17 protein-coding genes are annotated in these 19,662 nt (G+C 60.2%); 13 read left to right on the top strand and 4 right to left on the bottom strand.

Annotated features, from left to right (window positions below; genetic code table 11):
• Window positions 1-85: 85 nt before the first annotated feature.
• Together dtd and pip are read right to left on the bottom strand one after the other, a co-directional pair.
• Window positions 86-523 (bottom strand): D-aminoacyl-tRNA deacylase, encoded by a 438-nt coding sequence (gene dtd, locus MME58_RS01485; protein WP_054988139.1) that lies wholly within the window; start codon window positions 521-523, stop codon window positions 86-88.
• 39 nt (window positions 524-562) lie between these two features.
• Window positions 563-1,534, bottom strand: a complete 972-nt coding sequence (gene pip / locus MME58_RS01480; protein ID WP_054988140.1) for a prolyl aminopeptidase — start codon at window positions 1,532-1,534, stop codon at window positions 563-565.
• A gap of 280 nt (window positions 1,535-1,814) precedes the next feature.
• Here pip and MME58_RS01475 point away from each other — a divergent pair, with 280 nt between their 5' ends.
• The 6 genes from MME58_RS01475 (at window position 1,815) to MME58_RS01450 (ending at window position 10,884) form a co-directional block, all read left to right on the top strand.
• Window positions 1,815-4,265, top strand: a complete 2,451-nt coding sequence (locus MME58_RS01475) for a glycogen/starch/alpha-glucan phosphorylase (protein WP_054988141.1) — start codon at window positions 1,815-1,817, stop codon at window positions 4,263-4,265.
• Between the two features lie 211 nt (window positions 4,266-4,476).
• Window positions 4,477-7,278 carry a DUF2339 domain-containing protein gene (locus MME58_RS01470; protein ID WP_055004904.1) on the top strand — a complete coding sequence of 934 codons (2,802 nt, stop codon included), beginning with the start codon at window positions 4,477-4,479 and terminating at the stop codon, window positions 7,276-7,278.
• Between the two features lie 26 nt (window positions 7,279-7,304).
• A complete protein-coding gene (locus MME58_RS01465) occupies window positions 7,305-8,654 on the top strand; it encodes a DUF3999 domain-containing protein (RefSeq protein ID WP_054988143.1) in 1,350 nt (449 codons plus the stop codon).
• Between the two features lie 134 nt (window positions 8,655-8,788).
• Window positions 8,789-9,799, top strand: coding sequence for a class 1 fructose-bisphosphatase (locus MME58_RS01460; RefSeq protein ID WP_054988144.1), 1,011 nt, complete (start codon window positions 8,789-8,791; stop codon window positions 9,797-9,799).
• Window positions 9,800-10,047: 248 nt separating this feature from the next.
• The gene (gene bamE / locus MME58_RS01455; protein WP_054988145.1) at window positions 10,048-10,302 is read left to right on the top strand and encodes an outer membrane protein assembly factor BamE domain-containing protein; all 255 of its coding nucleotides are present in this window, start codon (window positions 10,048-10,050) and stop codon (window positions 10,300-10,302) included.
• A gap of 3 nt (window positions 10,303-10,305) precedes the next feature.
• The gene (locus tag MME58_RS01450; RefSeq protein ID WP_054988146.1) at window positions 10,306-10,884 is read left to right on the top strand and encodes a lipocalin family protein; all 579 of its coding nucleotides are present in this window, start codon (window positions 10,306-10,308) and stop codon (window positions 10,882-10,884) included.
• Between the two features lie 301 nt (window positions 10,885-11,185).
• Here MME58_RS01450 and MME58_RS01445 read toward each other — a convergent pair whose 3' ends face one another.
• On the bottom strand, window positions 11,186-12,550 hold the full coding sequence (locus MME58_RS01445; RefSeq protein WP_054988147.1) for a formimidoylglutamate deiminase: 1,365 nt from the start codon (window positions 12,548-12,550) through the stop codon (window positions 11,186-11,188).
• A 201-nt stretch (window positions 12,551-12,751) separates the two neighbouring features.
• Between MME58_RS01445 and hutC the strand changes: the two genes are divergently transcribed.
• From hutC to MME58_RS01415, 6 genes are all read left to right on the top strand, one after another.
• Window positions 12,752-13,462, top strand: a complete 711-nt coding sequence (gene hutC / locus MME58_RS01440) for a histidine utilization repressor (RefSeq protein WP_162491436.1) — start codon at window positions 12,752-12,754, stop codon at window positions 13,460-13,462.
• Complete coding sequence (locus tag MME58_RS01435; protein ID WP_054988148.1) at window positions 13,459-14,055, top strand: HutD/Ves family protein; 597 nt, start codon at window positions 13,459-13,461, stop codon at window positions 14,053-14,055. Before hutC ends, MME58_RS01435 begins: the two co-directional genes overlap by 4 nt.
• Before the next feature lie 50 nt (window positions 14,056-14,105).
• On the top strand, window positions 14,106-15,281 hold the full coding sequence (gene nhaA / locus MME58_RS01430; protein WP_054988149.1) for a Na+/H+ antiporter NhaA: 1,176 nt from the start codon (window positions 14,106-14,108) through the stop codon (window positions 15,279-15,281).
• A gap of 105 nt (window positions 15,282-15,386) precedes the next feature.
• Entirely contained in the window at window positions 15,387-15,920 is a 534-nt protein-coding gene (locus MME58_RS01425) for a DUF3455 domain-containing protein (RefSeq protein ID WP_055004905.1), read from the top strand.
• A gap of 104 nt (window positions 15,921-16,024) precedes the next feature.
• Window positions 16,025-16,591, top strand: coding sequence for a sigma-70 family RNA polymerase sigma factor (locus MME58_RS01420; protein ID WP_054988151.1), 567 nt, complete (start codon window positions 16,025-16,027; stop codon window positions 16,589-16,591).
• Complete coding sequence (locus tag MME58_RS01415; RefSeq protein WP_055004906.1) at window positions 16,588-17,295, top strand: anti-sigma factor; 708 nt, start codon at window positions 16,588-16,590, stop codon at window positions 17,293-17,295. The genes MME58_RS01420 and MME58_RS01415 overlap by 4 nt, the downstream gene beginning before the upstream one ends.
• A 12-nt stretch (window positions 17,296-17,307) precedes the next feature.
• Here the strand turns inward: MME58_RS01415 and epsC are convergent, their stop codons facing one another.
• A complete protein-coding gene (epsC, locus tag MME58_RS01410; protein WP_054988153.1) occupies window positions 17,308-18,261 on the bottom strand; it encodes a serine O-acetyltransferase EpsC in 954 nt (317 codons plus the stop codon).
• A 196-nt stretch (window positions 18,262-18,457) separates the two neighbouring features.
• Here epsC and MME58_RS01405 point away from each other — a divergent pair, with 196 nt between their 5' ends.
• The gene (locus MME58_RS01405; protein WP_054988154.1) at window positions 18,458-19,456 is read left to right on the top strand and encodes a D-cysteine desulfhydrase; all 999 of its coding nucleotides are present in this window, start codon (window positions 18,458-18,460) and stop codon (window positions 19,454-19,456) included.
• Window positions 19,457-19,662: the final 206 nt, after the last annotated feature.

The raw sequence follows: 19,662 nt of genomic DNA, 5'->3' as shown, positions 1-19,662 counted from the left end.
GCGCGCGCTACAGCGCATCAGGTATGACAGAAATTTATTTCCCACACGACCGGTAAACTCAGGGGAGAAACGATGGAATCGTAGCCTATGTATCGAACAAAAATGTCACAGGGCCATCATTTATTAGATGCACCTGCATGTCCGCACCAAATTGGCCCGCGGCCACGGCGGTATGCGCGATTCTGGCCTGGCTCAATAGATAGTCGAACAGCTCGGCTCCCAGTGCCGGGGCGGCGGCTTTCGAGAAGCCCGCACGCAGCCCGCTTTTGGTATCCGCCGCCAGTGTGAACTGGGAAACCAGCAACAACCCGCCACCCACATCCCGTAAAGACAGATTCATCTTGCCCTCGGCATCGCTGAACACTCGATAGTTGAGCAGCTTGTGCAGCAACTTATCGGCACTGGCGCGGGTGTCTTGAGGCTCTATGCCCACCAGCACCAATATGCCCTGATCAATAGATCCAACGACCTCGGTGCCCACTTCGACGCGTGCGTTTTGCACGCGCTGCAACAAACCTTTCATAGATGCCTTTCCAGACTCGGAACGATTACCAGGTCACTGTCATGCTTCTTCAGGCGGCAGATCGAGCAGGTTGCGTGCAACTTGCGCGGCGGCACGCACCAGCGCGTCGGCGATACCGGATTCGGAAGCCGAATGCCCAGCCTCGCGAATCACCTGCAGTTCGCTGCCGGGCCAGTTCTGATGCAGCTCCCAGGCATTGTCCAGCGGACAGATGACGTCGTAACGACCATGGACGATTATCGCCGGCAGATGCGCAATTTTCGGCATGTCGCGGATCAACTGGTTTTCTTCGAGGAAGGCCTTGTTCATGAAGTAGTGGCATTCAATGCGCGCAATGGAAAGCGCACGGTGCGGATCGGCAAAGCGGTCGACCACCTGTGGATTGGGGCGCAAGGTTGCGCAACGCCCTTCCCAGGTCGACCAGGCTTTGGCGGCGTGCATCTGGGCGATCTGGTCCGGCCCCGTGAGCCGCTTGTAGAAGGCAGCCAGCAGGTTGTCGCGCTCATCCAGCGGGATCGGTGCAACATAATCCTGCCAATAGTCAGGGAACAGACGGCTGGCACCTGCCTGATAGAACCAGTCGATTTCCTGCTGACGAGCCAGAAATATGCCCCGCAGGATCAACGCGTGCACACGATCGGGATGGGTCTGGGCATAAGCCAGCGCCAGCGTCGAACCCCACGAGCCACCGAACAGGACCCATTTGTCGATCCCGAGGTGCTCGCGAATCAGCTCCAGGTCTTCTACCAGCTTCCAGGTGGTGTTTTTCTCGAGGCTGGCGTGCGGTGTGGAGCGACCGCAGCCACGCTGATCGAACGTTACGATGCGATACAGGTTGGGGTCGAAGTAGCAGCGGCTATGCGCATCGCATCCGGAGCCGGGGCCACCGTGAATGAACACCACTGGCAAGCCTTCTGGCGAACCACTTTCATCGACGTAAAGCACATGCGGTTGTTCCACGGCCAGATCGTGCCGGGCGTAGGGTTTGATCTGCGGGTACAAAGTCTGCATAAGTGCTCCATAAGTCCAGTTCAGAGGCTTCTATTGTTCTGCCGTGGGGCATCATAAACCCGAAACGAAGAATCAGCATGCTGCACGTCATTGATCGGGATGGAACGATCAATGCAAGCGTTTTGCCAATTTGAACAGTCCGCGAACCAGAGCCGTCGCGCTGGGTCGAAGCGAGAGCTGTGCCTGCAATTATTTCTGCTATTTTCAGGAAATAACTGACGACACGCCTACAGTCTAAGAATCCCGTTTTCCATTCGTCAGACTACTTGAGGTTGTACCGATGTCTCAGGAACCACTTGTTCGTGACGCTGATGTGGCTGCTTTTCGCGCCGCTGTGCTCGCCAAACTCACCTATTCGGTGGGCAAGGACCCCGACCATGCGTTTGAGCATGACTGGTTTGAAGCTGTTGCCCTTGCTGCCCGTGACCACATGGTCGAACACTGGATGGACCACACGCGGCAGATTTACCGCAAGGTCCAGAAGCGCGTGTACTACCTGTCTCTGGAATTTCTCATCGGCCGGCTGCTCTACGACAGCCTGAGCAACCTGGGCCTGCTGGAAGTCGCACGCGAAGCATTGACCGAGTTGGGCGTGGACATCGAGCGTATCCGCTTGCTTGAACCCGATGCCGCACTGGGCAACGGCGGCCTGGGACGTCTGGCGGCCTGCTTCATGGAGAGCATGTCGACGCTTGGCATTGCCGGCCATGGTTACGGCATCCGTTACGAGCATGGGCTGTTTCGTCAGGGCATCGTCGATGGCTGGCAGCAGGAGCAGACTGAAAACTGGCTGGACTTCGGCAACCCGTGGGAATTCGAGCGCCCTGAAGTGGTGTACTCCATCGGCTTCAGCGGCAGCGTTGACACGGTCGTGACCGAAGCGGGCGATTCCCGTCAGGTATGGCGTCCGGGCGAAACCGTTCGCGCCATTGCCTATGACACCCCGGTGGTCGGCTGGCGCGGCAAGAGCGTCAACACCCTGCGCTTGTGGCGTGCCCGTGCGGTAGAAGACCTGCATCTGGAGCGTTTCAACGCGGGCGACCACTTCGGAGCCGTTGCCGAGGTGGTGCGCGCAGAAAGTATTTCCCGCGTGCTCTACCCGAACGATGCAACCGAAGCAGGTCAGGAACTGCGCCTGCGTCAGGAATACTTTTTCGTTTCCGCGTCGCTGCAGGACTTGCTGCGCCGCCACCTGAACCAGCACGCCACGCTGACCGATCTGCCGGAACATGCGGCGATCCAGATGAACGACACGCACCCCTCGATCGCGGTGGCCGAGCTGATGCGTCAGTTGATCGACAACCACAATATCCCGTGGGATACGGCCTGGAAAATCACGGTCGGCACCCTCGGCTATACCAACCACACATTATTGCCGGAAGCGCTGGAAACCTGGTCAGTCGGCCTGATGGAACGGATGCTGCCGCGCCACATGCAGATCATTTACCTGATCAACGCACAACACATCGACACACTGCGCGACAAGGGTGTTCACGATGTCGACGTGCTGCGCGCGGTATCGCTGATCGAAGAAGACAACGGTCGTCGGGTGCGCATGGGCAACCTGGCCTTCCTTGGCTCGCACAGCGTCAACGGCGTTTCTGCGCTGCACACCCAACTGATGCGCAAGACCGTCTTCGCCGAACTGCACAAGATCTATCCAGACCGGATCAACAACAAAACCAATGGCATCACCTTCCGCCGCTGGCTGTTCCAGGCCAACCCGAAGCTGACCGAAATGCTGGTCGAAGCGCTGGGCGAGGACGTTCTGGACAACGCCGAAACCCGCCTCAAAGAGCTTGAGCCATTTGCCGAGAAGTCGTCGTTCCGCAAGCGGATGGCTGATCAACGTTTGCACAGCAAGCGTGCGCTGGCGGCGATCATTCACGAACGCCTGGGCATTGCCGTTAATCCTGCAGCTATGTTCGACGTTCAGGTCAAGCGCATCCACGAATACAAACGCCAGTTGCTGAACCTCTTCCATACTGTTGCGCTTTATCAGGCCATTCGCGCCGAGCCAGGCACCGACTGGGTCCCGAGGGTGAAGATCTTTGCCGGCAAGGCTGCGGCCAGCTATCACTCGGCCAAGCTGATTATCAAGTTGACCAATGACATCGCCCGGACCGTGAACAACGATCCGACGGTGCGCGGCCTGCTGAAAGTGGTGTTCATGCCCAACTACAACGTCAGTCTGGCGGAGAGCATCATCCCCGCAGCCGACCTGTCCGAGCAGATTTCCACGGCTGGTCTGGAGGCATCAGGCACCAGCAACATGAAGTTCGGCCTCAATGGCGCGCTGACCATCGGCACGCTGGACGGTGCCAACGTGGAAATGAGCGAGCAGGTCGGGCTGGAGCACATGTTCATCTTCGGCATGTCCTCGCAACAGGTCGAAGCCCGCAAGCGCGCAGGCGAGTTCGATGCGCATGGCGACGTTGCGGCGTCTGGACGGCTGAACGATGTGCTGCAGGCGATTCGTGGTGGCGTGTTCTCGCCGGATGATCCAAACCGGTACGTGGGGCTGATCGATCAACTGCTGGCGTATGACCGCTTCCTGGTCTGCGCCGACTTCGACTCGTACTGGGCAGCCCAGGGCAAAGTCGAAGAGCGCTGGCACGATTCCAAGGAATGGTGGCGCTCGGCAGTCCTCAACACTGCCCGCATGGGCTGGTTCTCCTCGGACCGGACCATTCGCGAGTACGCCGGCGATATCTGGAAGGCGCTAGACTGACGTCAGAGCGTTACCACGCTTCGGCGTGGTAACGCAGTTCTGTGACGCGGAGCGTCACCCAAGGCATTCCCACGCTGGAGCGTGAGGAACGATAGGCATCCAGTGACCCCCATGACTATCTTCAGCACGCCTGAGTCTCGTGAGCCATGAGGCGCCCGCCCCTATATACTGCGCCTGATAAACCTTCACACACCGAAAAGGACGTCGTCGCGTGCTTTGGATTTGTCTGGTGGGCGGTGCAGCGCTGGGCTACTCGCTGAGTTATGACGAGTGGACAGGCGCGCTGATTGGCGCAGTCATGGGCTGGGCGGTCTGGGCCGGTATTCACATGCGCCTGCTTGGCAGGCAATCCGCTGATCAACGACAGCAACTGCTCGCAACCCGCCAGTCCCTCGATGCCCTTCAACAGCGCCTGAGCGCGCTCGAACGCCAGTCCACCCCCGGCGTACCGCCTGCACAGGACCCAGCACCACTTCCAGCGGATGCCATCATCATAGAAGCGCCCACGGACGGCCCCGAGCTGATCTGGGACCTGCCCGACGAAGAGCCTCAGACAGCAGCGCATGTCGAGTCCGCCCCGGAGAGCCGCTACCCGCCGAAAACGGCACGCCCCCCTCTGCTGGACAGCGCCGTTACCCATGCAAAAAACTGGCTGCTGGGTGGCAATACGGTACTGCGAGTGGGCGTAGTGGTGCTGTTTCTGGGTCTGGCCTTTCTGTTGCGCTATGCCACCGAAGGCATGATCGTGCCGATTGAGGCGCGTTATGCCGGAGTCGCCGCCAGTGCGCTGGCACTGCTCGCCCTGGGATGGCGGCTGCGGTTGCGCAATGCCCCTTACGCGCTAGTGTTGCAAGGCGCAGGTGTCGGCGTGTTGTACCTTACCGTCTTTGCCGCGATGAAATTGCACGCGCTCCTCGATCCGGCACTGGGCTTTGCGCTGTTGGTAGCGATCACCAGCTTTTCCGCCATTCTGGCGCTGACGCAGTACTCCTTGGCTCTGGCCTGCGCCGGTGCGCTGGGCGGCTTCGCGGCACCACTGCTTGCATCGACCGGACAAGGCAGCCATGTCTCACTGTTCAGCTACTTTGCCCTGCTCAACGCGGGCATCATCGCCATCGCCTGGTTCAAGGCCTGGCGCATTCTCAACCTGATCGGCTTTTTCGGCACGTTCGGTATCGGCTTCGCCTGGGGTATCAAAGCCTACACACCGGCCTTGTTCTGGAGTACCGAGCCCTTTCTGGCTCTGTTCTTCGTGATGTACCTAGCCATCGGCCTGCTGTTTGCACGTCGCAAGCTGCTGGAGCTCGATACTCCACCGCCTGATGGCAATCGCGATACGCTGCTACGCTGGTCGGCCCGCCAAGGCGATTACGTGGACGGCACGCTGTTATTAGGCACCCCCATTGCAGGTTATGGCCTGCAATACGCGCTCGTCGAACACCTGGAGCTGGGGGCAGCGCTCAGCGCGCTCGCGCTGGGCCTGATCTACATGTCCCTGGCACGCTGGCTGGCAAAGCGCGCATCCGACAGAACCTTGCTGCTCATGGAGACCTGCCTGGCGCTGGGTGTAGCATTCGCCACCCTGGCGATTCCGCTGGGCCTTGGCTCGCAATGGACGACCTGCGCCTGGGCCGTGGAAGGCGCAGCAGTTCTTTGTCTGGGCTTGCGTCAACAGCGCAGACTGGCACAGGCTTTCGGTCTGCTGCTGCAAGTGTGCGCCAGCGCGATGCTGATCAGTGACTCCGGCAGCTCCAGCTCGGCTGACAATTACTGGACACCGATGATTCTGGCCGTCGCGGCACTGTTCAGCGCCTGGAGTATGTTTCGCTTCAACACTTTGGCTGTCATCGATCAGAAAATCGCCAGAACGGTGCTGACGGTATGGGGCGCGATCTGGTGGACGGTTTCACTGATCAGCGTCGTACAACTTTACGTCGCCCTCGATGTGCAGACCTCTCTGTTGTTGATAGCAGCATCGCTCAGCGCGGCACTCTGGGCACTGCTGGCATTGCGTTTGCGCTGGCCAGATCTCGCCGCACTGTGCAGCACGCTCACGCCAGTCAGCGCCGTTTTGTTGCTGGGCTCGCTGAGCGAGCTTTATCACCCTGCCGATCACTGGGGCTGGCTGGCTTGGCCGGTTGTATTCGCCGTCCATCTGCTGACCTTGCGCTATCTGGCAGACCGGCTGCCCATTGTCGCGCAACGTGTCGCTCACGCCACAGGCTGCCTGTTGCTGATCGCCGTGCTGGCTCTGGAACTGCGTTTCGGCCTGCTGCAATTGTCCGAGTCCTACAACGCCTGGCGCTGGCTGGGCTGGGCGATTCTACCCAGCCTGTTCCTGCTGGCGATGAGCTCAGGACGTCAATGGCCTTGGCCGGTGAGAGCCTGCCCCGAGGCTTATCATACCGGGGCCGCTGCGCCACTGGCGGCCTTGATGCTGGCGTGGTTCTGGCTGGCGAATACGTTCAGCGACGGTGCGGCAGATCCGTTGCCTTACCTCCCGCTGATCAACCCGCTGGAAATCGGCCTGTTGCTGGCTCTGGCCGGGGTATGCCTGTGGATGCGCAATGACCTCAAGCGCACCCGCAACGAACCCTTGCTGGTTGCAGGCGCCTCACTGTTCGCACTCGTCACGGCCATGGTCATGCGCGCGGCCCATCATTGGGCCGATGTGCCCTGGAGCACCGACGCGCTGCTTGAATCGATGCGTGTTCAGGCCGGGTTGTCGATCGTCTGGACGCTGATGGCGCTGGCCCTGATGATCGGCGGTCACGTGCGCGCCAATCGCGAGCTCTGGCTAGGCGGCGCGGCACTGATCGGGGTGGTGGTGGTCAAGCTGTTCTTCGTTGAGCTGAGCAATCGCGGTGGCATGGAGCGCATCGTCTCGTTCATCGGTGTTGGTATTCTGTTACTGGTGGTGGGATATTTCGCACCATTACCGCCAAAACACGCTGCCAGAGCGGTCGATGAAGAACCCGACCCAGGCCAGACTGCGGCACCGGATACGCTATGAGGAAAACGTTCTTGAGTCATCCTGCCATGAAGATCGCCGTGCTTGGCCTGGCCTTGTGCACGGCGATAACCGCCGTCGCACAGGACAAACCGGCGGACTTTGCCAGCCAGACCCCGTTGAGCCTCAGCGGTGACGGGCCGTGGTATCGCATCGAGTTGCCGCTTGCCGTCCAGTTGAATGCCCGTCAGACCGATCTGGGTGATGTCCGCGTATTCAACGCCGAGGGTCAGCCGCAAGCCTATTCGATTACCCCGCGACAACCCGCGCGCGAGCAGGAGCCTGCGCCGATCCCGGTCAAATGGTTCGCCCTGTACAGCACGCAGGAAGCAGGCGATAGCGCGCCCGTCATCCGTATCGAGCGTTCGAGCAACGGCAGCGTGATCGAAGTCCAGCCGCAAAGCGACATCGAAGCCGGCGAAGAGGTGCTGCGCGGCTGGCTGCTGGATACCAGCGCAATCAAGGCACCGCTGGAGCAACTGGTCATCGACTGGAGCACCGAGCGTGAAGGTTTTCAGAACTTCAGCATCGAAGCCAGTGATGACCTGCAGCACTGGCGCAACTGGGGCGAGGGGCAAGTCGCACGATTGTCGTTTGCCGACGAGGTGGTCGAGCAGCGTGAAGTCGGCCTGCCCGGCCAGAGTGCCCGCTACCTGCGCCTGTTATGGCGCGCCCCGCACAGCGCGCCGCTGCTGATCTCCGCCCACCTGTTCAGCGCCAGCACGGACAGTCCGACCCCGGCGCTGACCTGGTCACCGCCGGTGAAGGGCAGTGTCGAAAGCCCCAACGAATATGTCTGGCAACTGCCGACCGGCTTGCCGGTAGCGCGCGTCAAGGTCGACATCACCCAGCCCAACAGCCTGGCACCCGCCACGCTTTACGGTCGACTCGATGCCAAACAGCCTTGGCAGCCGATCAGCAGCGGCCTGCTGTACAGGTTGTCGCAGAACAACAGCGACGTCTTGCAGGACCAACTGCAATTGTCCGGACGCATCGTTCAGCAGCTCAAGCTGGTGGTGGATGATCGCGGCGGCGGGCTGGGCAGCGAAGCGCCGCAGTTGAGCGTGGCCGTGCCTGCTACGGAAGTGGTGTTTCTGGCGCGTGGTGAGGGCCCGTTCACGCTGGCGATCGGCAACCCAGGCGTCAAGGCTGCCAACCTGTCGCTGGCCACGCTGATTCCTGACCTGAGTGCGGAAAAGCTCGCGACTCTCGGCACAGCGAGCCCAGCCACCGCCACCGTGGCCAACATGGCTGCGGTGCCGATTGCCGTGCCACAACCTACAGACTTTAAACGCCTGGGCCTTTGGGCCGTGCTGCTGCTTGGCGTGGTGTTTCTCGGCTGGATGGCGTTCAGCACGCTGCGCGCTGCAAAACGGTAAAACGGGCGGCCTGCCATGTGCGGTTCGCCCGACATCTGAACTGAAACAGTCTTAAGCCAGTCTGATAGCAGTATTACGTCGCCACTCGCGTTAAACTGCGCGGGTTTTCATACCCCCTATTTTCGGAGCTATCCATGTCCCGCGTTACACTAAGTCGTTACTTGATTGAGCAGACTCGCAGCAACAACACTCCTGCCGATCTGCGCTTCCTGATCGAAGTTGTGGCGCGCGCATGCAAGGAAATCAGCCACGCCGTTTCCAAGGGCGCGCTAGGCGGCGTACTGGGCAGCATGGGCACCGAAAACGTGCAGGGCGAAGTGCAGAAAAAACTCGATGTGATCTCCAACGAGATTCTGCTCGAAGCCAACGAATGGGGCGGTCACTTGGCCGGCATGGCGTCCGAAGAAATGGACAACGCCTACCAGATCCCGGGCAAATACCCGAAAGGCGCGTACCTGCTGGTTTTCGACCCGCTGGACGGCTCGTCGAACATCGATATCAACGCCCCGGTCGGCACTATCTTCTCGGTACTGCGTTGCCCGAACGAATACCTCAGCCAGAACGAAGCACTGAACGAAAAGGCCTTCCTGCAGCCAGGCACCGAGCAGGTAGCCGCCGGTTATGCCATCTACGGTCCGCAAACCATGCTGGTGCTGACCTTGGGCGACGGTGTGAAAGGCTTCACACTGGACCGTGAAATGGGCAGTTTCGTGCTCACTCACGAAGACATCAAAATTCCGGAGTCCACTCAGGAATTCGCGATCAATATGTCCAACCAGCGTCACTGGGAAGCCCCGGTACAGCGCTATGTAAACGAGCTGCTGGCCGGTGAAGACGGCCCGCTGAAAAAGAACTACAACATGCGCTGGGTCGCTGCGATGGTAGCCGACGTGCACCGCATCCTGACCCGTGGCGGTCTTTTCATGTACCCGCGTGACAGCCGCGAGCCTTCCAAGCCGGGCAAACTGCGCCTGATGTACGAAGCCAACCCGATGTCTTTCCTGGTCGAACAGGCTGGCGGCGCGTCCACCGACGGTCATCAGCGCATTCTCGACATTCAGCCTGAAGGTCTGCACCAGCGCGTAGCGGTGTACCTGGGCTCGAAAGAAGAAGTCGAGCGCGCTACCGCGTATCACAAAGAGTAAGACGGTTTTCTGATACGCCCTGTTGATTCAGCCTGGCTGAATCAACAGGGGCCAGCAAATGCTCAGGCCAACGAGCATTCGATGATCCCCTCCGCACAGACCTGCGAGCCAACCATCTGATCTACGGCACAAATCCTTGCGCCGTCCGGGAACCAGATTCCCTTTTTCTCTTCTAAGCTTGCGGTACTGCGCCAGACAGCATCAGTCTGCACTGCGACGCGACCCCCTTCCGTTCAGGAGCAACATCCATGTCCTTGCGCACTGTCGCGTTACTCTCGTTCTGCGTGTTTCTGGCTGCCTGCAGCAAGATCACCCAGGAAAACTACTCCAAACTCTCCGCTGGCATGCCCAAGGCTCAAGTCGAGTCCTTGCTGGGCAGCCCGACGGAATGTTCCGGCGCACTGGGCATGTCCAGCTGCACCTGGGGCGATCAGAACACCTTTATCAGCGTGCAGTACGCGGCAGACAAGGTTGTGTTGTTTTCGGGTCAGGGTCTGAAATAAAACATGATCAAGGTACTGGTACGTTTTGGAATTTTTGTCATGGCCAGCTTTCTGGCCATCGGTTTTGCCCACTCGGCTGACAACCTCGAGCCAAGAACTGTCGACAGCGTCGACCTCAAGCAGTACCAAGGCACCTGGTACGAAATCGCCCGCCTGCCGATGTTCTTCCAGCGCAAGTGCGCCCAGTCCGAGGCGCTGTACACGCTAAAGGATGATGGCAACGTCGCTGTGACCAACCGCTGCCGCACTATTGAAGGCAAGTGGGAAGAAGCAACAGGCACTGCCTCGCCGCAAGTGCCGGGCAAGACCGACAAGCTGTGGGTGGTGTTCGATAACTGGTTCTCACGTCTGCTGCCCGGCGTAGCCAAGGGTGACTACTGGATTCTGGACGTCAGCGAAGGCTACCGGACCGCCGTGGTCGGCAATCCGGACCGCAAATACCTGTGGCTGCTGTCGCGCACGCCGACGGTGTCTGCATCGGTCAGGGAAAACATGCTGAGCAAGGCTCGTCAGCAAGGCTATGATACTTCCCGCCTGATCTGGCGCGAGGATGATTCGAAGATCGGCAAGGGCGAGAAGTAAACCAGGCTTACGTATTGGATCTTGCGTCCAAACTCTGGCTCAGCGTCATACACACACTCTGAAGCCCACGAAAAACGGGACTTTTTGTGGGAGCGGACCGGGCGACGCTTCGCTTGTCCGCGAAGGGTTGCGAAGCAACCCTAAAACGAGCCACCTAGGCTGTGTCTGATCTACCAGGGCGGCCGCTTTTACTGTCGGTTCCCTACAGATCGCGGACAAGCGAAGCGTCGCCCGGTCCGCGCCTACCTGCACCCGCTCCAGGTCGGCATGCTGTTTTGAACGCTCTGTGCCCTCTGTTGCATCAACCCAGCAATTCCCTCAGCACCTGTGCAAACGCTCGGCTGCTTTGCTCTTCTGCGGCATGTCGGCCTTCGCGTATGACCCAGCGTCCATTCACCGCCACGTCGCGAATCTGTCGGTCGCTGCCGGCGAACAGCCAGCGGTTGAGGATGGCGTCGCCCGAGGCTGTCGCTATGTAGGGGTCGTTGCCATCCAGTACCAGCCAGTCGGCGCGTTGCCCCACTTGCAGCGTGCCGGTCTGCTGCCCCAGCGCCTGCGCGCCACCCACGAGCGCGGCGTCGTACAGCGTGCGGCCAACCATAGGCTGATCGATGCGATACAGCCGGTTGCGGCGCTGATCACGCAAACGCTGACCATATTCCAGCCAGCGCAGCTCTTCGACCACGCTGAGCGAGACGTGGCTGTCCGAACCAATCCCCCAGCGACCGCCCTGCGCAATGTAGTCCACTGCCGGAAAGATGCCGTCGCCAAGGTTCGCCTCAGTGGTCAGGCATAATCCCGCCACCGCGCCGCTTTGCGCCATCAGCGCCACTTCGTCCGCCTCTGCATGAGTCGCATGGACCAGACACCAGCGGTTATCCACAGGGGCGTTTTCATATAGCCATTGCAGCGGTCGCCGACCGCTCCAGCTCAGGCAGTCATCAACCTCCTTCTGCTGTTCTGCGATATGAATATGCACGGGACATTGCCGGTCGCTGGCCGAAAGCACCTCACTGATCTGCTGCGGCGTGACCGCACGCAACGAGTGGAAACACAGACCGAGTTGCTGGGCGGGCTGTGCTGCCAGAACCGGACGCAGTCGGGCGTGTAAATCCAGATAGCTGTCAGAGCTGTGGATAAACCGGCGCTGCCCTTCATTGGGTGCCTGCCCGCCAAATCCCGAGTGGCTGTACAGCACCGGCAGCAGCGTCAGGCCGATGCCGACCGAACTCGCAGCCTGGCTGATCTGCAGTGCAAGCTCGGCAGGGTCAGCGTAGGGCTTGCCGGTGATGTCCTGATGCACGTAATGAAATTCGGCAACCGAGGTATAGCCGCCCTTGAGCATCTCGATATACAACTGGCGAGCGATGACACCCAACTGCTGCGGGCTGATGCGCCCGACCAGGCGATACATGAGGTCGCGCCAGGTCCAGAAACTGTCGTCAGGATTGCCCGCCACTTCCGCCAGCCCGGCCATCGCCCGCTGAAACGCGTGGGAATGCAGATTCGGCATGCCAGGCAACAAAGGCCCGCTGACTTTTTCAGCGCCCTGCTGATCCGCATTGGCCTCGACGCGCGTCAAAGTACCTGCCTGGCTGACCTCCAGACGCACGTTGCTGGCCCAGCCGTCGGAGAGTAACGCGCGCTCGGCAAAGAAGGCTGACATTGACTTCATACCTCATCACTGTAATTTGTATATACATATACAGACGTTTAGGCGACCGGTAAACCGTCTGCACGCTTGCCGAGCAGCAGGTTAATGGTTAGCGTGTTCGCTTTGCAGCGTCTGAACGATCGCAAAAACCTCATCCCGAACAAGGACTCACACGTGTCGACTCCGCCCGCCACTTCTTCCCTGGCAGCCCAGATGGGCGAAAGTCCCGCACCCTTGTACGCCCGCGTCAAACACATGATCGCCCTGCAGATCCAGAACGGCACCTGGCCACCACATCATCGCGTGCCGTCGGAAAGCGAACTGGTGACGCAACTGGGCTTCAGTCGCATGACGATCAACCGGGCGCTGCGTGAACTGACTGCCGAGGGGCTGCTGGTGCGCATGCAGGGCGTCGGCACCTTTGTTGCCGAACCCAAGAGCCAGTCGGCGCTGTTCGAGGTCCATAACATTGCTGACGAGATTGCCGCCCGCGGTCATCGCCATACCTGCAAGGTCATGGTCCTCACGGAAGAGGCTGCGGGCTCCGAACGTGCGCTGGCGCTGGACATGCGCGAAGGTCAGCGGGTCTTCCATTCGTTGATCGTGCATTACGAGAACGACATTCCGGTGCAGATCGAAGACCGCTTCGTCAACGCCCAGGTCGCTCCGGATTACCTCCGGCAAGACTTCACCCTGCAGACGCCTTATGCCTACCTGTCGCAGGTTGCGCCGCTCACCGAAGGCGAGCACGTGGTCGAGGCGATCCTGGCCGAGATCGATGAATGCAAGCTGTTGCAGATCGATGCCGGAGAGCCCTGCCTGCTGATCCGTCGCCGTACCTGGTCCGGCCGCCAGCCCGTCACCGCTGCGCGCCTGATCCACCCCGGCTCCCGCCATCGCCTGGAAGGACGCTTTACCAAATGAGCCAGACCCATATCCTGCGTGCCGTCGACTACCCGCGCATGCCGTGGAAAAACGGCGGCGGCAGCACTGAAGAAATCGCTCGCGATGCTGGCCAGGACCTGGACGGTTTCGGCTGGCGCCTGTCGATTGCCGACATCGAAGCCTCGGGAGGCTTCTCGTTGTTTGCCGGTTATCAACGCATCATTACCGTCTTGCAAGGCGCGGGCATGACGCTGGACGTAGAAGGTGTCGGCAGTCGCCCGTTGCTGCCATCGGACCCGTTTGCATTCAGCGGTGACAGCACTGTCAGTTGCGCGCTGCTGGACGGGCCGATTCGTGACTTCAATCTGATCTATGCTCCACACCGTTACACGGCACGCCTGCACTGGATAGACGTACGTCATCCACAGCGGCTGTTCAGTTCAGCTGGCACGTTCGTGCTGTTCAGCATGGCCGAGCAGGTAGCGATCAGCGTAGACGGCCAGCCGTGGGAAATCCTTGGCAAACATGACTGCGCTCGGGTAGATAACACCGGCGGTTTGCTGGAGGTTGAATTGCAATCACCTCGTGCCAGTCGTTGCTGCCTGATCGAGCTTACTGCTACGGGCCTGTGACGCACCTCTGACGCTTTCAAACAAAAACAGCTTTTTGCTCAAGGATGACCATGACTCAGTTTTCCAACCGGGAAACGCCCAGAGGCGTTGCCATCCTCACCCGCTTCCTTGCCTCTGAATCGGCGGGCGGCATCGTGCTGATGGCAGCTGCACTGGCGGCGTTGATCGTTGCCAACTCGCCCCTTTCAGCCGGTTACTTTTCGGTCCTGCACAGCGTCTGGCTGGGTCTTTCGGTCGAGCTGTGGATCAACGACGGGCTGATGGCGATCTTCTTCCTGATGGTCGGGCTGGAGATAAAACGCGAAGTTCTGGCCGGCGGACTCGCGACCTGGGAACAGCGCGCCCTGCCCGGTTTTGCAGCCGCGGGCGGCATGTTGATACCCGCACTGATCTACATCGCAATCAATTGGAGCAACCCGCAGACCCTGAGCGGCTGGGCAATTCCGGCGGCCACTGACATCGCCTTCGCCCTCGGGGTACTTTCGCTGCTGGGCGATCGGGTACCGACCTCGCTGAAGGTCTTTCTGGCCGCGCTGGCAATCCTCGACGATCTGGGTGCTGTGACCATCATCGCCTTCTTCTACAGCTCCGGCCTGAACCTGCCGATGCTGGGCGCAGCGTTCCTCACGCTGGCGGTGTTGATCATAATGAACCGATTGAACGTGCGCCGCCTGCCGCCTTATCTGCTGCTCGGCGCGCTGCTGTGGTACTTCGTCCTGCAATCGGGCGTGCACGCCACGCTGGCCGGTGTCGCGCTGGCATTGTGTATCCCGATGGGCAAACCCGAGGAAGAAGCCCGTTCGCCACTGCTGTTGCTCGAAGAAAAGATGCATTACTGGGTAGCCTTCGCGGTGGTACCGATCTTCGGCTTCGCCAACGCAGGTGTATCGCTTTCCGGCATCACCCTGGCAAACCTGATTGATCCGGTGCCGCTGGGTGTCGCATTGGGGCTGTTCGTGGGCAAGCAGATCGGCGTGTTTCTCGCCGCAGTGCTGGCTATCCGTGCCGGTCTGGCCGTATTGCCGGAGGGCAGCAACCGGGTGCAACTGTACGGCGTCGCGATACTGTGTGGCATCGGCTTCACCATGAGCCTGTTCATCGGCAACCTGGCGTTTCCTGGTTCGCAGCACCTGATCGACGAGGTGAAAGTCGGCGTGCTGATCGGCTCGGGCCTTGCGGCAATCGTCGGTGTTTTGCTGCTGCGCAGCCGTTTCAGCCGGCACTGAAAAAATATTTTCGAATCACTGCATCCAGACGGACTTCTCGCGGGTAGTACATTCAGCAGCCACTTCGAGTTGCTGAGCGCGGTTAAACCCTCTGGAGATTTCTGCATGAACGCAAAACGCTTGCTCTGCCTTGCTGGCAGCACCCTGGCTTTCACCTGCCTGTCATCCATTGCCACGGCTCAGACTGACCTGCCCGAAAGCGTCCGGGTACCGGCCGGCAACAAAATCAGTTTGCAGACCACCGGGGTTGGCGAGATCACCTACGAGTGCCGCGCCAAGGCCAATATGCCCAATGAGCTGGAATGGGCGTTCGTCGGTCCCAAGGCTGTACTCAATGACAAAAGCGGCAAACAGGTTGGCACCTACTATGGTCCACCGGCTACCTGGGAAGCCAAAGACGGCTCCAAACTGACCGGCACTCAGGTTGCCGTGGCGCCGTCGAGTGCTGGCAACCTGCCGTACCAACTGGTCAAAGCCAACCCGGCTGAAGGCAAGGGCGCAATGACGGGCGTCACTTACATCCAGCGCGTGGCTTTGAAAGGCGGCGTAGCCCCGGCCAAAGCGTGCGGGGAAAGCAACAAGGGCGCGAAGGAAGTGGTCAAGTACCAAGCGGATTACCTGTTCTGGACAGCAAGCTGATCACCGTCATTAACCGGGTGACCGCGCAATCAGTGAGCTATGCTGCTGCGCGGGAGCCTCGTGATGTCAACGAGGCAGCAGTCTTCCTTTGATGGCGGATCATCTTGTCCTCGCACGAATCCCTTTTTGATTACGAAGCTACGTTGCAGGCCTGCGCTCGCGGTGAGACGCAGGCCTTGCAGCGCCTTTATCAACAGGAAAGCGCCCGGCTGCTTGGCGTCGCGCAGCGGTTGGTGCGTGACCGGGCGCTGGCTGAAGACATCGTGCATGACGCGTTCCTGAAAATCTGGACCCATGCCGCCAGCTTCGATGCCTCGCGTGGTTCGGCACGCGGCTGGGTGTTCAGCGTGACCCGTCACCTGGCGCTCAATACGTTGCGTAACAAGGCTCGCGAAGTGCGCACCGAGGATGACGGCAGCGAAGATCATCATGAACAGGCGACCCTGGAAGGCTGGCAGGAAATCGGCGACGCCTTCGATTGGCGAGTCAATCCAGGGCGTATCACCGCATGCCTGGGGCAACTTGAGCCGGTGCGCCGCAACTGTGTTTTTCACGCTTACGTAGACGGTTATTCGCATCAGGAAATCGCGCAGAAAGTCGGCGCGCCATTGGGTACGGTCAAAGCCTGGATCAAGCGCAGCCTGACGGCTTTGCGGGAGTGCATGGGATGACCCGACCTTCAAATGACAATCTTCATGAGCTGGCAGGCGAGTATGTGCTCGGCACCCTGTCGGCGCAGGACAGGCTCGACGTACAGCGCCGCCTGCCCCGCGAACCTGACTTGCAGGCAGCCATCGACGCCTGGGAGCAACGCCTGCTGCCCCTGACCGAACTGGCCGAACCGGTCACGCCCTCACCCGGCCTGTGGGACCGCATCGAACGCAGCCTGCCGGAGCGGGCCGCGCCCGCCAAGGCAGCGAAAACACAGCGGCTGCGCTGGTGGGACAATCTGTCGATATGGCGAGGGCTGGCGGGAGCCGGGCTGGCTGCATCGTTGGTCTTGGGCATGGCATTGCTGAACCGCGCCCCGGCGCAGCCATCCTATCTTGTGGTCCTCGTCGGGCCACAGGACAAGGCGCCCGGGTGGGTCGTGCAAGCCAGCAATTCGCAAGAAATCCAGCTTATTCCGCTAGGCGTGTTCGAGGTTCCGGCCGACAAGGCGCTGGAATTCTGGACCAAGGGTGACGACTGGCAAGGTCCGGTTTCGCTGGGGCTGGTCAAGCCGGGGCAAAGCCTGCATGTTCCGCTCGATAAACTGCCGCCGCTACAGCCCAACCAGTTGTTCGAACTGACGCTGGAGAAATCCACCGGTTCGCCAATCGGCAAACCCACCGGGCCGATTCAGTTCATCGGCCGGGCGGTGAAAGTGATTTGAGACGAAAGCCGCCTACGTGCGGCTGCAATCGTCCTGTTGCAGCAGATTGGCCTGGGTCAGGTTACAGCCCGCTGGTACGCTGCGGGTCAACCAGACATTGCCGCCAATGGTCGAACCCTTGCCGATAGTGATGCGGCCCAGAATGGTCGCACCCGCGTAGATCACCACGTCGTCCTCGACGACAGGATGCCGCGCGTGGCCTTTCTGCAACTGGCCGTCCTCATCTGCCGGGAAGCGTTTGGCCCCCAGGGTCACGGCCTGATAGATCCGCACCCGCTCACCGATAATCGCGGTTTCGCCGATTACCACGCCAGTGCCGTGATCGATAAAGAAGCTCGGACCGATCTGCGCCCCCGGATGAATGTCGATGCCGGTCGCAGAATGAGCGATTTCCGAGCTGATGCGAGCCAGTAACGGCAACCCGGCGCGATACAGATGGTGAGCCAGACGGTGATGAATCACCGCCAGAATGCCGGGGTAGCACAGCAGCACCTCATCAACGCTGCGTGCTGCCGGGTCACCGTGATAGGCGGCCAGGACGTCAGTGTCCAGCAACAGACGAATGCCTGGCAGCGCCGTGGCAAAATCCTGAATCAGCGCAAGCGCGCGCGCGTCGATGCCCTTGAGGTCTTCGCCCTGCTGATGGGCCACGTAGCGCAGTTCCAGCCGGGCCTGGGCCAGCAACGCGTTGAGCGCGACATCCAGGGTGTGGCCGACATAAAAATCTTCGCTTTCTTCGCGAAGGTCCACCGGACCAAGCCGCATCGGGAACAGCGCACCGCTCAGGGCTTCGAGAATATCACCCATCGCTGCACGTGAAGGCAGCTCACGTCCACCGTGCTCACCGCTCACTCGCCGGTTGCGCGCCCGCCAGTCTTCACGCGCACCGCGCAACTGGCTGACGATCCGCTGCAACTGCCAGTGGCTGGAGCGGCCGTCGGCGGATGCTTCTGGAATATCGCTCACGCTTGACTCTCCTTGATGTGAAGGTGGCGACCGACAGTGCTGGTCGCTGCTATGGCCACTCTACGGCAAACATTCAGACGAAAAAAACAACAATTTCTGTGGGAATACACTAAGCGGGCCGTGAGCACAGATAAGTTGCCGTGCGGGAAACGTCTGCCTATAGTCCGGTGACTCTTTACACGGCTTATCGACCACCATGATCAAAAATCAGCTTGCCCGCTTCAATCGCCTGGAATTGATCAGCGCGCCGACGGCTCTGGAAAAGCTTGAGCGCCTGTCGGTCTGGGCAGATCGCGATATCTACATCAAGCGGGATGACACCACGACACTGGCACTGGGCGGCAACAAGGTCCGCAAGCTTGAATACCTGGCCGCGGACGCGCTGGCGCAGGGTGCCGACACTCTGATCACCGCCGGTGCCATCCAGTCCAACCATGTGCGCCAGACTGCAGCGCTGGCTGCGCGTCTGGGCCTTGGCTGTGTGGCGCTGCTGGAAAACCCCACCGGTACTGAAGACCCCAGTTACCTGAAAAACGGCAATCGCCTGCTGCTGGAACTGTTCGATGCCAAGGTCGAGCTGGTGGAAAACCTCGACAACGCCGATGAACAACTGCAGGCGCTGGCTGCGCGCCTGCGCTCCAGCGGCAAGAAGCCTTATCTGGTGCCTATTGGTGGCTCAAGCCCGATCGGTGCGCTGGGTTACGTTCGCGCCGGGCTGGAACTGGCCGGACAGATCAAACAGACCGGCATCGATTTCGCGGCAGTGGTGCTGGCCTCGGGCAGCGCAGGCACCCACAGTGGCCTGGCATTGGCGCTGGCTCACGAGTTGCCGCAATTGCCGGTGATCGGCGTGACCGTGTCGCGCAGCGAAGAGGCGCAGTTGCCCAAAGTACAGGGGCTTGCCGAGCGTACGGCGGAGCTGCTCGATATGGCGCTGCCCGAACACTTCAAAATCGAATTGTGGGACGAGTATTTCGCCCCCAGGTATGGCGAACCGAACGCCGGTACGTTGTCTGCCATCAAGCTGGTAGCCAGCCACGAAGGACTGTTGCTCGATCCGGTCTACACCGGCAAGGCCATGTCCGGTCTGCTGGATGGCATTGGCCGTCAACGCTTCAACGACGGCCCGCTGATCTTTCTGCACACGGGCGGCGCGCCAGCGCTGTTTGCCTATCCGGATGCGTTTGACCAGTGATTTTTCAGCCAACGCGGTTTTTATGCCTTTTATGAGCATAAATAACTTTTTTTGTTATTTTTCCTCATAAGCAGATGGCTATATAGTCGCGCCCGGCAGACCACGACACTTAACCTTACACCTGACGTAACTGCCTGAAAAAAAGCTGAATAATCAGCACAAAGTTGCTTGAGTCGGGTCAGAAAATGGCCAGACACTTCCATACC

The sequence above is a fragment of the Pseudomonas syringae pv. tagetis genome (genome assembly GCF_022557255.1).
GTDB lineage: Bacteria > Pseudomonadota > Gammaproteobacteria > Pseudomonadales > Pseudomonadaceae > Aquipseudomonas > Aquipseudomonas caricapapayae.
Note: the sequence above shows the minus strand (reverse complement) of the source record. Positions and strands in the feature narration are given on the sequence as shown.

Coding starts and splice junctions, on each gene's coding strand:
- MME58_RS01415 (WP_055004906.1), top strand. CDS start 16,588: ATGACCCGACCTTCAAATGACAATCTTCATGAGCTGGCAGGCGAGTAT.
- nhaA (WP_054988149.1), top strand. CDS start 14,106: ATGACTCAGTTTTCCAACCGGGAAACGCCCAGAGGCGTTGCCATCCTC.
- MME58_RS01460 (WP_054988144.1), top strand. CDS start 8,789: ATGTCCCGCGTTACACTAAGTCGTTACTTGATTGAGCAGACTCGCAGC.
- MME58_RS01445 (WP_054988147.1), bottom strand. CDS start 12,550: ATGTCAGCCTTCTTTGCCGAGCGCGCGTTACTCTCCGACGGCTGGGCC.
- MME58_RS01405 (WP_054988154.1), top strand. CDS start 18,458: ATGATCAAAAATCAGCTTGCCCGCTTCAATCGCCTGGAATTGATCAGC.
- dtd (WP_054988139.1), bottom strand. CDS start 523: ATGAAAGGTTTGTTGCAGCGCGTGCAAAACGCACGCGTCGAAGTGGGC.
- bamE (WP_054988145.1), top strand. CDS start 10,048: ATGTCCTTGCGCACTGTCGCGTTACTCTCGTTCTGCGTGTTTCTGGCT.
- MME58_RS01475 (WP_054988141.1), top strand. CDS start 1,815: ATGTCTCAGGAACCACTTGTTCGTGACGCTGATGTGGCTGCTTTTCGC.
- MME58_RS01425 (WP_055004905.1), top strand. CDS start 15,387: ATGAACGCAAAACGCTTGCTCTGCCTTGCTGGCAGCACCCTGGCTTTC.
- MME58_RS01450 (WP_054988146.1), top strand. CDS start 10,306: ATGATCAAGGTACTGGTACGTTTTGGAATTTTTGTCATGGCCAGCTTT.
- hutC (WP_162491436.1), top strand. CDS start 12,752: ATGGGCGAAAGTCCCGCACCCTTGTACGCCCGCGTCAAACACATGATC.
- pip (WP_054988140.1), bottom strand. CDS start 1,534: ATGCAGACTTTGTACCCGCAGATCAAACCCTACGCCCGGCACGATCTG.
- MME58_RS01465 (WP_054988143.1), top strand. CDS start 7,305: ATGAAGATCGCCGTGCTTGGCCTGGCCTTGTGCACGGCGATAACCGCC.
- MME58_RS01435 (WP_054988148.1), top strand. CDS start 13,459: ATGAGCCAGACCCATATCCTGCGTGCCGTCGACTACCCGCGCATGCCG.